Origin of the sequence: Aeromonas australiensis, assembly GCF_000819725.1 — a bacterium.
GTDB lineage: Bacteria > Pseudomonadota > Gammaproteobacteria > Enterobacterales > Aeromonadaceae > Aeromonas > Aeromonas australiensis.
Map to the genome: position 1 here is coordinate 40,287 of NZ_CDDH01000002.1, position 13,220 is coordinate 53,506.

The 13,220-nt window shown below is 59.7% G+C and carries 18 protein-coding genes; 12 read left to right on the plus strand and 6 right to left on the minus strand.

The genetic code is table 11. The features are described from left to right. Nucleotides 1-588: a uracil-DNA glycosylase family protein gene (locus BN1117_RS00450; protein ID WP_040093979.1), complete on the minus strand. Its 588-nt coding sequence runs from the start codon at nucleotides 586-588 to the stop codon at nucleotides 1-3. Between the two features lie 99 nt (nucleotides 589-687). Here BN1117_RS00450 and rarD point away from each other — a divergent pair, with 99 nt between their 5' ends. Further along, the gene (gene rarD, locus BN1117_RS00455) at nucleotides 688-1,578 is read left to right on the plus strand and encodes an EamA family transporter RarD (RefSeq protein ID WP_040093981.1); all 891 of its coding nucleotides are present in this window, start codon (nucleotides 688-690) and stop codon (nucleotides 1,576-1,578) included. Here rarD and BN1117_RS00460 read toward each other — a convergent pair. Further along, nucleotides 1,560-2,294, minus strand: coding sequence for a substrate-binding periplasmic protein (locus BN1117_RS00460; RefSeq protein WP_040093983.1), 735 nt, complete (start codon nucleotides 2,292-2,294; stop codon nucleotides 1,560-1,562). The two genes, rarD and BN1117_RS00460, sit on opposite strands and share 19 nt — an antisense overlap. 44 nt (nucleotides 2,295-2,338) lie before the next feature. Between BN1117_RS00460 and BN1117_RS00465 the strand changes: the two genes are divergently transcribed. Beyond that, on the plus strand, nucleotides 2,339-2,683 hold the full coding sequence (locus BN1117_RS00465; protein WP_040093985.1) for a GIY-YIG nuclease family protein: 345 nt from the start codon (nucleotides 2,339-2,341) through the stop codon (nucleotides 2,681-2,683). 90 nt (nucleotides 2,684-2,773) lie between these two features. Here BN1117_RS00465 and pspG read toward each other — a convergent pair whose 3' ends face one another. The 4 genes from pspG to BN1117_RS00485 all read right to left on the minus strand — a co-directional run bounded on the left by pspG (nucleotide 2,774) and on the right by BN1117_RS00485 (nucleotide 4,850). After that, complete coding sequence (gene pspG / locus BN1117_RS00470; protein WP_005335871.1) at nucleotides 2,774-2,992, minus strand: envelope stress response protein PspG; 219 nt, start codon at nucleotides 2,990-2,992, stop codon at nucleotides 2,774-2,776. 48 nt (nucleotides 2,993-3,040) lie between these two features. Next, a complete protein-coding gene (locus tag BN1117_RS00475; RefSeq protein WP_040093987.1) occupies nucleotides 3,041-3,247 on the minus strand; it encodes a PspC domain-containing protein in 207 nt (68 codons plus the stop codon). A 2-nt stretch (nucleotides 3,248-3,249) separates the two neighbouring features. Continuing rightward, a complete protein-coding gene (gene pspA, locus BN1117_RS00480) occupies nucleotides 3,250-3,912 on the minus strand; it encodes a phage shock protein PspA (RefSeq protein ID WP_040093989.1) in 663 nt (220 codons plus the stop codon). Between the two features lie 209 nt (nucleotides 3,913-4,121). Beyond that, nucleotides 4,122-4,850, minus strand: coding sequence for a 1-acylglycerol-3-phosphate O-acyltransferase (locus BN1117_RS00485; RefSeq protein WP_040093991.1), 729 nt, complete (start codon nucleotides 4,848-4,850; stop codon nucleotides 4,122-4,124). Between the two features lie 184 nt (nucleotides 4,851-5,034). Between BN1117_RS00485 and BN1117_RS00490 the strand changes: the two genes are divergently transcribed. The 10 genes from BN1117_RS00490 to BN1117_RS00540 all read left to right on the plus strand — a co-directional run bounded on the left by BN1117_RS00490 (nucleotide 5,035) and on the right by BN1117_RS00540 (nucleotide 13,147). After that, the gene (locus BN1117_RS00490) at nucleotides 5,035-5,412 is read left to right on the plus strand and encodes a hypothetical protein (RefSeq protein ID WP_040093993.1); all 378 of its coding nucleotides are present in this window, start codon (nucleotides 5,035-5,037) and stop codon (nucleotides 5,410-5,412) included. 53 nt (nucleotides 5,413-5,465) lie between these two features. Further along, a complete protein-coding gene (locus tag BN1117_RS00495; RefSeq protein ID WP_040093995.1) occupies nucleotides 5,466-7,520 on the plus strand; it encodes a protein-disulfide reductase DsbD family protein in 2,055 nt (684 codons plus the stop codon). Between the two features lie 9 nt (nucleotides 7,521-7,529). Further along, entirely contained in the window at nucleotides 7,530-8,273 is a 744-nt protein-coding gene (locus tag BN1117_RS00500; protein WP_040093997.1) for a DsbA family protein, read from the plus strand. Nucleotides 8,274-8,276: 3 nt separating this feature from the next. Continuing rightward, nucleotides 8,277-8,792, plus strand: a complete 516-nt coding sequence (locus BN1117_RS00505; RefSeq protein ID WP_040093998.1) for a protein disulfide oxidoreductase — start codon at nucleotides 8,277-8,279, stop codon at nucleotides 8,790-8,792. A 310-nt stretch (nucleotides 8,793-9,102) separates the two neighbouring features. After that, nucleotides 9,103-9,387: a cold adaptation protein ActJcold adaptation protein ActJ gene (gene atcJ / locus BN1117_RS00510; protein WP_040094000.1), complete on the plus strand. Its 285-nt coding sequence runs from the start codon at nucleotides 9,103-9,105 to the stop codon at nucleotides 9,385-9,387. Nucleotides 9,388-9,410: 23 nt separating this feature from the next. Beyond that, a complete protein-coding gene (gene atcA, locus BN1117_RS00515; RefSeq protein WP_040094002.1) occupies nucleotides 9,411-9,977 on the plus strand; it encodes a cold adaptation protein AtcA in 567 nt (188 codons plus the stop codon). 12 nt (nucleotides 9,978-9,989) lie between these two features. Further along, nucleotides 9,990-10,757 (plus strand): cold adaptation protein AtcB, encoded by a 768-nt coding sequence (gene atcB, locus BN1117_RS00520; RefSeq protein ID WP_040094106.1) that lies wholly within the window; start codon nucleotides 9,990-9,992, stop codon nucleotides 10,755-10,757. An 11-nt stretch (nucleotides 10,758-10,768) separates the two neighbouring features. Next, complete coding sequence (gene atcC, locus BN1117_RS00525) at nucleotides 10,769-11,671, plus strand: cold adaptation protein AtcC (protein WP_040094003.1); 903 nt, start codon at nucleotides 10,769-10,771, stop codon at nucleotides 11,669-11,671. 741 nt (nucleotides 11,672-12,412) lie between these two features. Beyond that, the gene (locus BN1117_RS19775) at nucleotides 12,413-12,565 is read left to right on the plus strand and encodes a DUF5993 family protein (RefSeq protein WP_040094107.1); all 153 of its coding nucleotides are present in this window, start codon (nucleotides 12,413-12,415) and stop codon (nucleotides 12,563-12,565) included. Between the two features lie 9 nt (nucleotides 12,566-12,574). Further along, nucleotides 12,575-13,147 carry a disulfide bond formation protein B gene (locus BN1117_RS00540; RefSeq protein ID WP_040094005.1) on the plus strand — a complete coding sequence of 191 codons (573 nt, stop codon included), beginning with the start codon at nucleotides 12,575-12,577 and terminating at the stop codon, nucleotides 13,145-13,147. The last annotated feature ends 73 nt before the right edge of the window (nucleotides 13,148-13,220 follow it).

Genomic DNA, 13,220 nt, shown 5'->3' on the forward strand with positions numbered 1-13,220 from the left:
TCAGGGTCGCTCCAGTAGAGGAGCGACCCCTTGCTGCAGATGGGGGACGATCTCATCCTCGAACCAGGGATTCTTCCTGAGCCAGAGGGTATTGCGCGGTGAAGGGTGCGGCAACGGCAGCCAGCCGGGGCCATAGTCGGCCCAGCTGCGTACCCTCTTGGTGAGTGACCCTTTGGCCGCCCCCCGCAGGTAATGGGCTTGTGCATACTGGCCGATCAGCAGGGTCAGTTCGATATTGGGCAACAGCATCAGCACCTTGTCGTGCCAGGTGGGCGCACATTCGGGGCGCGGTGGCAGATCGCCAGATTTTCCCCTGCCGGGATAGCAGAGCCCCATCGGCATGATGGCGATGCGGGATTGGTCGTAAAAGGTGGCCTTATCGACCCCGAGCCAATGGCGCAGTCTGTCACCGGAGGGGTCATCCCACGGGATACCGCTGGCATGCACCCGGGTACCGGGCGCCTGACCGATGATCAGCAAGCGGGCACTCTCGGCTCCGCGGATCACAGGACGAGGCCCCAGCGGCAGATGAGCCTCACACAGACGGCAGGCCCTGATTTGCTCAAACAACTTATCGATACGCTGCATGACGTTGATAGTACCAGCATTTCCCTGTTTTCCCTCTTGTGGAAACAGGGCGCGCCCCCTACTATCGCCATGGGTGTTTAATTTAATAAACGGAAAATAATGAAAAACTGGCTAGGTACCGGCACCGCGACCCTCTCCTTCATCCTGTGGGGGATGCTGCCGCTCTATTATCAATTCATGCCCGAGGTCAACATGTGGGAGCTGATCTCCCACCGGGTGCTCTGGTCTGTAGTGCTGCTGGGTGCCCTGTTTTTGCTGCTTGGCCACAAGGTGCCCTGGGCACAACTGCGCAGCGAGCCGCGCCAGCTCGGCCTCATTCTGCTGGCTGGCCCCGTGATGTCCATCAGCTGGTGCATGTTCACCTGGTGCCTCACTACCGGGCAAGTGCTGACCACCAGCCTCGCCTTCTTTATGACCCCGCTGTTCAATATCGTATTCGCCGTCATCTTCCTCAAAGAACGGCTCACCCCGCAAAAGCATCTGGCGGTCGCCCTGGCGCTGGCGGGGCTCGCCTATATGCTGTTCTGCTACGGCCAGCTCCCCTGGTTCTCCCTCATCATGGGGGCCAACTTCGCCTGTTACGGCCTTATCAAGAAGAAGATCCACTACGACACCGGCACCAGCCTCTATCTGGAAGCCATGGTGCAACTGCCCGTCGCGCTGATCATCATCGGCACGCTGGCGTGGCACGGGGAAGGGGCATTCGTGAACGGGGATTTGGCTGACAAGCTGCTGCTGATGGGCAGTGCGCCCGCCACCCTGCTGCCGGTGGGGCTGTTCTGCTATGCGGTGGCGAGAACCCGGATGAGCACTGTGGGGCTGCTGCAATATATCGAGCCCAGCCTCGCCTTCCTGCTCGCCATCTACTGGTTTGGTGAGGCGCCGGACCCCATCAAGGCGGTCGGATTCGCCTTCGTCTGGGCTGGTCTGCTGGTGAGCCTGTTGCCACTGCACCGGCTCAAGCGCAGCCCTCAGGGCGTACCACGATAGGATTCCAGCACCTTGTGCCAGCGGGGATCCTTGTCCATCTGCTCGGCAATGTCGTTGAGCCTGCCATGGAGATCGGCGCGGGATTTGGGCAGCAGGATATGGCGGGTATAGCTGGATTGGGGGAAGGGCGAGATAAACAGCTTGCCCCGATAGTGCTCTGAGTCGATGAAAAAGCTCAGTGACGAGCCACTGACCAGAGTCACATCGATGCGACCGCGAACCAGCAGATCGAGATTGGTTTTCACCCTCTTGGCATCCTGACGCACCAGCTCGCCGCGGCCAGCTGCATCATCGATCCCCTGATAGCGGTAGCCCTCCACCCCGCCAAACACCAACCCCTTGAGCGAATCAGGTCCCCGGTACGTGATGGGGTGCTCACTGTTGGAGATGAGCTCGTTGGTATCGCGCATGATGGGAAAGCTCCAGAGGTAACGTTCACGCTGGGGATCCCCCATCCAGGCCGGATTGACCCAGGCGACCAGACCGTTGAAAGCAGGATCCGACATCTCCAGCGCCAGTCTGGCCCGATTGACCAGCCAAAGCTCGATTCTGGGTTCACCCCCCAGCTTTTCATTGAGATACTTGACCAGCTCGCGGCTCAGTCCGGCATCCACTCCGGTATTGAAGGGGGGATGCTGATGGTAATCGTAGAGACGGATCGTCTCCCCCTTAGCCGGGACCGACAACAGTAACCACAACCAGAACCAGACTCTCATCGCACCTCCTTGAGCTGCCTTTGAGTTTGGCACAGAGAATTCGAATGAGAGAACCCGCGACCACCACACCGGCGCCGCAACCAGCCACCCCTTCCCGCTGGTCTGTCTATATGGTGCGTACTGCTACCGGCCAGCTCTATACCGGGATCAGCACGGACCCGCTGCGCCGTCTGCGCCAGCACCAGAGTGGCAAGGGCTCCCGAGCCCTGCGCGGCAAGGGGCCACTGACGCTGGCGTGGCAACAGGAAGTCGGCGAGAAGGGGGTGGCCCTGCGCATGGAATATCGCCTCAAGCAGCAGCCGAAATCCTTCAAGGAGCAGCTGATCCACAGCCCGGCTCTTTGGCAGAGCTGGAGCCCCCAGTGGTTACCCGCAGCAACCCAGCCTTGAGGACGACAGGCCAAAAAAGGCCACTCGAGGAGTGGCCGGAAAGGGGAAATCAGGGAGCATTGCACAACGTATTACACAACCTCAGGCGGGTTAGAGGTAGGTATTGGAACGCTTGCTGCGATTACTGATCAGCCAGCAAACCGCCAGCACCAGCAGCAACCAGGGAGCCAGCTTGATGATCAGAGCAAGCATGCCACCCAGCGCCCCAAGCAACACGAACAGGCCGCTCACCAACAACATGGCTACCAGGGTAAAACCGGTCAGTGCCATCACCAGCAGCACCACCAGCAAGATGAAAAATTCCAGCATAACTTGCTCCTTATCAGTACCTTGTCTGCCGACTGATCAACCCTTCGGTCAATCCAGCCAGCGCTTCAATTCATAACGGGGCGGCATCACCAGCACCGCCAGCAGATAGGCGGCCAGTGCCAGCGGCGGCATCAGGATCAGGGCGAGCAGTGCCACCACCCGCACCGTGACTCTGGAGACCCCCAATCCCCTGGCAATCCCGGCGCAGACCCCGGTCAGCTTGCGATGCACCAGATCCTTGGACCAGGGGTTCATGATTACACCTCCGCCTTCTGGCCTTTGAGGCGAGCCAGCTCGCGCTCGATCTCGTCATTGAGCTCCAGCTCGCGGAACTGGGCCTCCAGCGAGGGATTCTGCCCCAGAGTGGCCGCCTCCAGCTGGGCTTCCAGCTGATCGACCCGGCCCTGAAAACCGTCAAAGCGCGCCATCAGCTCATGCATCCGCTGGTTGTCCACCTGAGCGCGGGCACGAATGCGGCTGTGGGCGGTCTGCTCGCGCAGGGTCAGCAGTTTCTGCTTCTCGCGCGCCTCGGTCAGCTTGGCAGCCAGCCGTTCGCTATCGGCGGTGAGCTGGGCCAGCACCTCGGCGACCCGGGCCTTGTCCTGCTCCAGCTGTTCACATTTTTTGACCTCCGCCAGCTTCTCGGTGAGGGCGGCGCGGGCCAGATCCTCACGTCCCTTCTGGATGGCGAGCTCGGCCTTGGCCGACCACTCCAGGATCTGCGCCTGCAACCCCTGCTGGTGACGCTCCAGCTGTTTCTGTTCGGCAATCACGCGGGCGGCCTGGGTACGCATCTCGACCTGCACCTGCTCCATCTCTTCGATCATCAGGCGCAGCATCTTCTCCGGCTCTTCACTCTTGTCGAGCAGGCTGTGCAGGTTGGCATTAATCAGGTCGGTCAGGCGGCTGAATAGGCTCATGGTCTGGCTCCTTGTTGATGGGATGGCTATCTCTTCCCATTGCATTACAAGAGCCGTGCCAAGAAAAATTATTGTTATTTTACATATGGATGGGAATTTACTGAGGAAATTGAAGAAGGGTTTGTTGGTGAAAATAGCCAACCAGGTGGTAATTTTTACCAACAAAAAAGGAGCCTGTGGCTCCCTTGTCGATTCGTTTGCGATATCCGTCAGGCGGCGTGGCTGTGGCCCAGCTTGCTGTCCAGTTCGGTCAGCTTGGCCTCCATCAGGGCGCGGCAGGTGTCGGAGAGATCGCGAATGCCAGCGGCACCGTGCTCCTTGCTGCAAACCGGCGCCATCACTTCCAGTAATACCTCGCCATTGTCCCAGCGGTTAAGGTCTATCTGACCGAAGTAGCTGGAGCAGACGATAGGCACTACAGGCACCTCAGCCTGCACCGCCGTGTGGAAAGCGCCCGCCTTGAATGGCAGCAGACCACGCCCCTTGGAACGGGTCCCTTCCGGGAACATCCAGATGGAGGTGCCGCGGTTCTTGATGCGGTCCACCACCTGGCCTATGGTACCGATGGCGCGGGAGCGGTTGGAGCGGTCAATCAGCACGTTGCCGGAGAGCCAGAAGATAAGGCCGAAAAAGGGCAACCAGAGCAGGCTCTTCTTGCCCACGGCGACGACCCCGGGCTGTACCGCACCGGTCACGGTGAAAACATCATAGTTACTCTGGTGATTACAGACGTAGACGGCCGGGCCGACCGATTTCACCTCGTCGGCGACCGTCACCTTGACCCGCAGCCCGATCAGCGGACAAACCGCGTGGTACATGCGGGCAAACACATAGACGTTGTTGGGATGGCGCGGACGAACCAGACAGAGCAGCAGGCCGAACAGGAACCAGAAGATGAGCAGCAGACCAAGCAGCAGCACACGGGCAATTTTGAGCATCGAACACCTCGAGTTTTAACTCGGCGCAGTATACTGATCCCCCTTTTAGCGAACAAGCGTTCGCCAAACAGAGCCGACCACCCTCCCCGCACCACCGTCACAATGTGGCCCACCACAGCGTCGCCGACTTGCCCCTCCCGCCATTGGTCGTTAGGATGGCCCCATCTTGATGGATGGGGCAAACATGATGTTGCAACAACGGGTAGCGAAACATCTCCTGCTGCTGGTCTGCCTGCTGGTGCTCAATTGTGCGGCCCAGCCGCTGGCCCGGCTGGCCCTGCTCGATCACGCCCTCAGCTGTCAGGTACTGCCCGTTCCAGGCTCGGCAACGGCTCAAGAGGATGCCAAACCGGCCAGCCCGCAACCTACCAGCTGCCAGCTCAATGGCAAGTGGCTAAGTGCCGCCACCCTGCTCTGTGTCGAACAGCTCTTCTTTGCCGTGGCCCTGCTGATCGCCCTACTGGCTCCCCTTTGGCGCTACACACCGCCACAGCCCCCTCCCAGAGTCATCTCGCCGCCCGAACGGCGGCTGCACCTCACCCTCTGCGTCTGGCGGGAATGAGTTCGGCAACGTTCTTTCGTTAGCTGTCACTCAATTTTTGCGAGACCAAAAAGATGTCGAATATTTTCAAGACCGCCCTGCTACTGGGCAGTCTGCTGTGGCAATCCTCGGGATTGGCCAACGACACGGGCTGGCTCACCAGCCCCCAGAACGATCACGCCAAGGTCAGGCTGCAAGCCGACCGCAGCACGGCAAATCAGACCCGTATCCTGCTCGATGTCGAGCTGGAGTCAGGCTGGAAGACCTACTGGCACAGTCCGGGAGAAGGGGGGATTGCCCCCCAGATCCTGTGGGATGAGCCGGTCGGAGACTTTCAGTGGCGCTGGCCGGTGCCACGCCACTTCGAGGTAGCCGGGCTCAGCACCCAGGGTTATCAGGGGGACGTGACCTTCCCCCTCAGCCTCAACTATCCCGCCGGGCAACCACTCAAGGGGACTCTGCGCCTCTCCACCTGCAGCAATGTCTGCATCCTGACCGACTTTCCCTTCACCCTGGCGGTGGATGGGCAGGCTCCAGCCAGTTTCGACTTCGGCTGGGCCAAGGCCATCAGCAACCTGCCCCAGCCGCTACCCGCCGAGACCCGGGTCGAGCTCGGTTATCAGCACAACCAGCTGCAACTGCGCGCCGAGCGGGCAGAGGGCTGGCAATCGCCTGCCCTCTTTATTGATGCGCTGGAAGGCGCTGAATTTGGCAAACCGGCGCTTGAGGTCGAGGGCAACACCCTGATCGCCCGGGTGCCGGTGAGCGATGGCTGGCAGGGGGATGCGCCGGATCTGCGCGGCCAATCCCTCGGCCTGCTGCTCATCAGTGGCGAACAGGCGTGGCAGGGCAAGGGGACGATTGGCGAAGCGCTTGCGCTGCCCGCACCGAGCCAACCCCTCTTCTGGCTGCTGGGGGCGGCGCTGCTCGGCGGCCTTATCCTCAACCTGATGCCCTGCGTGCTGCCGGTGCTGGCGCTCAAGCTGGGGTCTGTGCTGCAACATCAGGAGCGTGAACAGGGAACCGTGCGCAAGCAGTTCCTCGCTGCCAGCGCCGGGATCATTGCCTCCTTCTGGGTGCTGGCAGCCATGAGCAGTCTGCTGCGCGCCCCCAGTTTTGCAATGAGTGGGGCGGTCGGCTGGGGCATCCAGTTCCAGAGCGCCGGTTTTATCGGCTTTATGGTGCTGGTCACCCTGCTGTTTTGCGCCAACCTGCTGGGGCTGTTCGAAATCCGTCTGCCGAGCAACCTCAACACCCGCCTCGCCACCAGCGGCGGCAATGGCCTCGGCGGTCACTTTCTGCAGGGAAGTTTCGCCACCCTGCTGGCGACTCCCTGCTCGGCCCCCTTCCTCGGCACTGCAGTGGCCTTTGCGCTGGCGGCGCCGCTCGGCCAGCTCTGGCTGATCTTCACCGCGCTCGGGCTTGGCATGAGTCTGCCCTGGCTGCTGGTGGCGGCCTTGCCAAGACTCGCCTTCTGGTTGCCGAAACCGGGGCGCTGGATGAACCATCTGCGCATCCTGCTCGGCTTGATGATGCTGGGCTCCAGCCTCTGGCTCACCAGCCTGCTCGACAACCATCTCGGCAGTTATGCCACCGGCTGGCTGATGGTTGCCATGCTGCTGGCACTGCTGATTGGTATCATCTGGCGTTACGGCATCCGTGGCTTCACACTGGCGATCTCCCTCTCGGCACTGATCGGCGCAGCCCTGCTGCTGGGGGGCGCCTTCACGGCGCAGGGGTCGGGCAGTATCGACAAGGTGGTCTGGCAGCCGCTCTCTGAACGCGCCATCACAGATGCGCTGGCCCAGAACAAGCGGGTCTTTATCGATGTCACCGCCGACTGGTGCGTCACCTGCAAGGCCAACAAATACAACGTGTTGCTGCGCGATGAGGTGCAACAGGCCCTCTCGGCCCCCGATGTGGTGGCCCTGCGCGGCGACTGGAGCAAACCAAGCGACACCATCGCCGCCTTTCTGCGTAAGCGGGGCGCGGCTGCGGTTCCCTTCAACCAGATTTACGGCCCGGAGTTGCCGCAGGGAGAGGTCCTCTCCCCTCTGCTGGACAAGACCGATCTGCTGACCACCTTGCACAAGGCTGGCCTGCTTCAGGCTGGCACTACCCGATTTTAAGGAGTAACCATGAAACCGACTCTGAGCGCCCTGACCCTGCTGGCCTCCCTTTCCGCAGCCCTGTTGGCTCCGGCTCTGCACGCTGCCCCCTTCACCCCGGAGCAGGAGGCACGCATCAAGGAGCTGATCCGCGAGACCCTGATCGCCAACCCCAAGATCCTCGACGAGGCGGCCGAATCCTGGGAGCAGCAGAACGCGGCAGCCCAGGAGGCGCAGCTTGGCAACTTCATCAAGGGCAACCAGGATGTGCTATTCAATAGCGCCACCAGCCCGCGTCTGGGAGCGAAAAACCCCAAGCTGACCCTGGTGCTGTTCACCGACTACAACTGCGCCTACTGCAAGCAGTTCGATCCCCGGCTGACCAAACTGCTCAAGGCCTATCCGGACGACCTGGGGCTGGTGATCAAGCTGCTGCCGTTCAAGGGACAGACCTCCGCCAAAGCGGCCCAGTACAGCCTCACTCTGTGGCAACAAGATCCGGCCCGCTTCTTCGCCCTGCACGACAAGCTGATGAGCAAGCAGGGGATGCTGACCGAGGCGGATATCAACAAGGCGCTGGCGGCCACCGGCAACACTGCGCTCAAACCGGCCGCCAAGGCGACCGAAGAGCTGCGCAACAGTCTGCGCATCGGCACCCTGCTGGGGGTTCAGGGCACGCCGGCGACCCTGATTGGCAACCAGCTGGTGCCGGGCGCCATCCCTTATGAGGAGCTGGAGCAACTGGTGAAGGCCGAACTGGCCAAGCAGGGGTAAGGGATGACTACCAATCCTCAACCCCGCTGGCGACGCTGGGGCAAGGAGGCGCTCTGGCTGTTGCTGATGGCGCTGGTCATCTCGACCCTGCTGGATCTGTGGCGCAGTCCGACCCTGCCTGAGGGGGCGATGAACGCCCCCGTCACCCTGCAGGATGGCAGCAGCACAGATCTCGCCACCCTGAGCCACGGCAAGCCGCTGCTGGTCTACTACTGGGCCAGCTGGTGCGGGGTGTGCCGTTTCACCACCCCGGCCGTGCAGCAGCTCTGGCAAGAGGGTGAAAACGTGCTGACGGTGGCGCTGCGCTCCGGCAATGCGGAGCAGTTAGGCAAGGGGATGAGCAAGAAGGGGCTCACCTTCCCGACCCACAACGACGAGTCGGGAGCGCTCGCCGCCAAGTGGCAGGTAGGGGTCACCCCAACGTTCCTCGTTATCAAGGATGGGACGCTTGTGAGCAGCACCACCGGCTGGAGCTCGAAGTGGGGCCTGCAGCTGCGGCTCTGGTGGGCGTCGCTCTAGACCTCCAATCCTTACGCAACGCCAACCTTCATCACGGCAAACCTCGCCGCAGCAACCAACGACAAGGGCCATCCCTGCGGATGGCCATTTTTTCATGGTTCATCGCCTTCCCGTGCGCGCCCCTTGCACTGACCAGATCGACTGGCAACAATAGACCCCTTCATCTCGCCCGTTAATTGATCGCCCAATTCATCGCTTTGGGGGGGCGTTTCCGTTAAAATGACGGGTTTTTGCCGTGCCTGGTTTGCCAATCCCCACCATCAGGCACTCGCAGCGTGAATCCTATGATGCCAGTGATGCAGGATCTGCCATGAACAACTACTTTCGGGTGCTGGGCGTCAAGTCCAACGCCAGCGAAAACGACATCAAGAAAGCCTATCGTCGGCTGTCGAACCAGTACCACCCCGACAAGTTGCTCGGGGCCAGTGAAGAAGAGAAAGAGCAGGCAGCCCTCAAGCTGCACCAGGTAAAGCAGGCTTATGAAGTACTGTCAGATCCGAAACAGCGGGCCGCCTTTATCAAGGATTTCAACAACGTCATCGTGACCGACCCCGCCTCCGCCATGCAGGAGATGTGGGATCAGTTCTACCCCTGAAACAGCAGGCAGAAAGAGCAACTATGCAAAAGAGATGGGACCAGGCGCGGCTCAAGTCGCTGCAAAGCGATGCCAGCGAAAACATCGAATCCTACCGGGATCAGGACGACCCCAAAGGGCTGGAGCAGTTCACCGACCAGATGAAGAGCCTGCTGCTGGCCGATATGAGCATGCTGGAATTTATGCCCGAATATTTGCCACTGGCCCTCTATGGCCGGGTGCAGTTCCCGGCCAAGGCCAAGTCGCAGTGGAACAAGTGGCTCAGCAGCGGCGAGCAGCCGAGCTGGGACGAGTTCAAGGTGAGCGTCGGCTTCAACAACGCCGCCCTGCCGCTGGTCAAGGCGGTGCGGGCCCAGAGCGAAGATCAGCTGATGGAAGCCTGCGCCGTGCTGTTCCTGCTCTGCCATCCAAAAGAGAATCCGCTACCGCGCGGTAGCCACCGCGGCGATGACGACTATGAGCTGCGCGACGAAGAAGAGGAAGACGGGGAAGATGCCGACGCCGATTATCATGGCGAAGGGCATGGCGGCAGCGATCGCTATGGTGATGATCAGGGCGATCAGGATATGTACGACGAAGTCCGTTTCTAATTGGGGCAAGGCATGAGCAACAGTCTGATAGAAATTACCGCCATCGAGATCAAAGAGCTGGCCGTTATCGAGCCGAAGCAGGCCAGCGAGAAGTTCGAGCTGATCGCCAAGACCATGTCTGACGACCAGCTGGCAGAAGTGATTGAAAACATTGATATCGTTACCCTGACCCAGATTAACGGCCAGCACGATATCTCCTTCCCCTCCATCATCTCCGAGCTGATGACCCCGGAGCGGATCCGCGACATCGTCTGCCAGCAGCCGCTCTACTGGGAAGAGGCGATCAAGAACAACGCCGACGAGCTGCAACAGCACACCTTCGACTTCCTCAACTACCTGATCCGCACCCAGGATAGCGAAGCCAAGCAGCGCGAGATCCTCGAGTGCGTGGCCGAAGACCCGGCCGGTCTCTTCTACCTCGCCATCCCCTTTATCGAGTTCTATCGCGGCGATCGCTATGAAGAGGACGAAGGCTATCGCGATGTGCTGCACGCCGAAGAGGAAGATCTCGAAGAGTCCCAGCGTTACAGCGAACGCCAGCAGAGCGAGGATCTCCACGACTACGCGCTGGATGACCCGCGCAGCCTCTTGATGCTCATTCGCGAGCTGGCCCCCGAGGTGGAAAAATCCATCAAGGCGCTGCTGCGGAGCGAACACTCCAGCTGGGACGGCATCATCAACAAGTTTGCCGCCGAGCTGGTGATGCAGGCCAAAGAGAAGAACAAGGTCGAGGAAGACGAGTACGGCGACGTCGACGACATGTTCAGCTTTCTGGATTAAGGAGCCCATTCATGCAGTTAGTCATTCGCGATGCCAACCTGGGCCCCTTTCTGACCCAGGTGCTGCGCTTTGGCCGCGACAACGAACTCTTGAGTCAGCAGCAGCTCGCCGCCATCAAGGGCAAGGCGGTGCTGATGAGCCTCAAATTCGCCGACAAGTACTACAACAAGTACAAGATGCACCTGCTGGAGCAGGCCGCCCACGACGTCATCGGCGTGGTGAGCCTCGGCCTGCAGGAGCTCTCGGCGCGGGACCCAGCCAAGGCGCTGGCGCTGCTGCAGGCGCCGGAAGGCCCCATCAAGCCGTTCCAGAAGGGCTGGTCGATGCTTATCACCGTCAGCCCCAAGCAGGCTGGCAACAGCCTCTACGGTGACGTGGATGCGCGGCTGCTAGACAAGATCTCGAGCCCGCCCGATGTGGAGGAGTGGCAAGGGTGGCAGGAGTACGAGAAGGCGCTGACCGAGCACAACAAGAGCCGCCTGATGGAACTCATCGACCAGCACTTCTTCGCCTGCGAAAGCGACCACCCCACCATGGAGGACAAGCTGGCCGAAGCGCTGCTCTACCGCATCCTCTGCGGCAAGGGCAGTGGCGCCGCCCCGCTCAAGGTGAAGCAGGATCTCAAGCGCAAACTGGCGCGGGAGATTGAGCTCGACGAGAGCTGGTATGACACCGACTACCTCGCCGCCCAGCTCACCCAGATGCTGAGCGCGCTGCCCGCCGACATGGCCGCCGCCCTGCGTCAGGAGCTGAGCCCGGGCTTTGTGCCCAACCTGCTGCACACCCTCGGCTTTGTGCGCCAGTACCAGCTGCTGCAAAAAGAGAACGCCTCGCCGGAGAAGCTCGACAACATCGAGATGCGTGCCGGTCTCAAGCACCCGCTGCTCGGCTGGCCGCTCTACCACGACTTCTAAGGCCGCTTTCGCCGCCTCTTTTGTTGCCCCCAATGTGGGATAACCCAACGCCCGGCCCGCCGGGCGTTGTTATATCTGACGACAAGCCAGCTATTCAGGGTCGCTAATCAGCGCAAATCACCTTATCCAGCAAGGCTATCCGGTTACCTTCAGAATCCTGAAACTTGCCCCCCCCCTGATGGTATCGCCCACTCGAGTCACAGGGTAAAGCATCTGGGCGCCCGCAGCAGAGCAGCCGCCATCACCCGCGCCATATCAGTCACCCTCAAGTAGATTCGCGATCCATCCAGACTCTGGATATAGCCCTTACCTCGGGCCAGTGCACCAGAACAACCTTCGGCACCATCAGTCAACGGGAACAGCACCATTTGATTGCCATCGATATCCGAAAATTCGAATTCGATATCAAAAACAGCAGAATAAAAAAGCGATTGCTCGCAGCATATTTATTACCGCAATTTCAAAATTCACACCAAGATTGACCATCGAATATCCTTCTTGTTAGCAGGAGATAGCTACATTCAGGCACGAACCAGCTCTTTTATTGCCATCATAAACCGCTTCTATCTATTCACGCAGGAATGTCAATATCTTTATATTAATTACCCACCCCGCCAATAGCTTAATTCTACTCTGAGTCAGAACCATGCATCGGCGGGAATTCTGAGCAGCATTTACTAAATTGACATATACTGATTACAACTTTGATGCTGCCCACCTATGAGGATATATGACATGTATATGTTTCTGCCCTTCTTGCTTGCTCTGATCACATGTATCAGCATTTTGATGAATAAGCGCACCGCGTCCTATCTACTGTGGTCTCTGCTGTTGGTCGTGACCCTGCTCTCGTTTATACATCATGTGACCGATCCGCTCACCCTCTCGTTTTAGGAGTTAACAATGACCATATCCACTACCTCCGAGTCATCACAACAGAACGCTCTACCACCACTGCTCAATACCATTGGATTATTGGGCGTCTCCCTAACGTTGCTGGTCGCTTTTTATTACCAGCTTTATCTCTCCGAACTCCCATGCCCCTTGTGTCTATTGCAGCGAGTAGGTTTCATTGTGGCTGGCATCGGCTTTATGTTGAACCTGCAATTTGGAGCCAGAGGAACACACTACGGCATTGTGATCATTGGGGCACTGACTACTGCTATCATCGCGACCAGACAGGTTTTCTTGCATATTCTTCCCGGCGATCCCGGATATGGTTCTACCTTCCTTGGTCTGCACTTCTATACTTGGTCGCTGGTGAGCGCACTACTAATTATCTTGGCCGTTGCCCTGGTATTAATCATGAGCGATGAGATCAAACTCTCTCTGCCAGGGCTAGCCCGCGGCGGGCGTATCGCCTCACTGCTCTTCGTGATCCTGATCGCAGCCAACCTGGCTTCGACTCTGCTCGAATGTGGTACTGGGCCATGCGAGGATAATCCCACCTTTTACCAGCTACTCGGCCTGCGCTAGCCAACAAGGTGGCGAGAGAACTGCTCTGTCGTCACCACTTGCCCCATGGCAAAACTATAAACGCCAGATAAAT

What these genes read in the sequence shown, in the direction of transcription:
- BN1117_RS00450 (WP_040093979.1), bottom strand. Translation starts at nt 588, where the DNA reads ATGCAGCGTATCGATAAGTTGTTTGAGCAAATCAGGGCCTGCCGTCTG.
- rarD (WP_040093981.1), top strand. Translation starts at nt 688, where the DNA reads ATGAAAAACTGGCTAGGTACCGGCACCGCGACCCTCTCCTTCATCCTG.
- BN1117_RS00460 (WP_040093983.1), bottom strand. Translation starts at nt 2,294, where the DNA reads ATGAGAGTCTGGTTCTGGTTGTGGTTACTGTTGTCGGTCCCGGCTAAG.
- BN1117_RS00465 (WP_040093985.1), top strand. Translation starts at nt 2,339, where the DNA reads ATGAGAGAACCCGCGACCACCACACCGGCGCCGCAACCAGCCACCCCT.
- pspG (WP_005335871.1), bottom strand. Translation starts at nt 2,992, where the DNA reads ATGCTGGAATTTTTCATCTTGCTGGTGGTGCTGCTGGTGATGGCACTG.
- BN1117_RS00475 (WP_040093987.1), bottom strand. Translation starts at nt 3,247, where the DNA reads ATGAACCCCTGGTCCAAGGATCTGGTGCATCGCAAGCTGACCGGGGTC.
- pspA (WP_040093989.1), bottom strand. Translation starts at nt 3,912, where the DNA reads ATGAGCCTATTCAGCCGCCTGACCGACCTGATTAATGCCAACCTGCAC.
- BN1117_RS00485 (WP_040093991.1), bottom strand. Translation starts at nt 4,850, where the DNA reads ATGCTCAAAATTGCCCGTGTGCTGCTGCTTGGTCTGCTGCTCATCTTC.
- BN1117_RS00490 (WP_040093993.1), top strand. Translation starts at nt 5,035, where the DNA reads ATGATGTTGCAACAACGGGTAGCGAAACATCTCCTGCTGCTGGTCTGC.
- BN1117_RS00495 (WP_040093995.1), top strand. Translation starts at nt 5,466, where the DNA reads ATGTCGAATATTTTCAAGACCGCCCTGCTACTGGGCAGTCTGCTGTGG.
- BN1117_RS00500 (WP_040093997.1), top strand. Translation starts at nt 7,530, where the DNA reads ATGAAACCGACTCTGAGCGCCCTGACCCTGCTGGCCTCCCTTTCCGCA.
- BN1117_RS00505 (WP_040093998.1), top strand. Translation starts at nt 8,277, where the DNA reads ATGACTACCAATCCTCAACCCCGCTGGCGACGCTGGGGCAAGGAGGCG.
- atcJ (WP_040094000.1), top strand. Translation starts at nt 9,103, where the DNA reads ATGAACAACTACTTTCGGGTGCTGGGCGTCAAGTCCAACGCCAGCGAA.
- atcA (WP_040094002.1), top strand. Translation starts at nt 9,411, where the DNA reads ATGCAAAAGAGATGGGACCAGGCGCGGCTCAAGTCGCTGCAAAGCGAT.
- atcB (WP_040094106.1), top strand. Translation starts at nt 9,990, where the DNA reads ATGAGCAACAGTCTGATAGAAATTACCGCCATCGAGATCAAAGAGCTG.
- atcC (WP_040094003.1), top strand. Translation starts at nt 10,769, where the DNA reads ATGCAGTTAGTCATTCGCGATGCCAACCTGGGCCCCTTTCTGACCCAG.
- BN1117_RS19775 (WP_040094107.1), top strand. Translation starts at nt 12,413, where the DNA reads ATGTTTCTGCCCTTCTTGCTTGCTCTGATCACATGTATCAGCATTTTG.
- BN1117_RS00540 (WP_040094005.1), top strand. Translation starts at nt 12,575, where the DNA reads ATGACCATATCCACTACCTCCGAGTCATCACAACAGAACGCTCTACCA.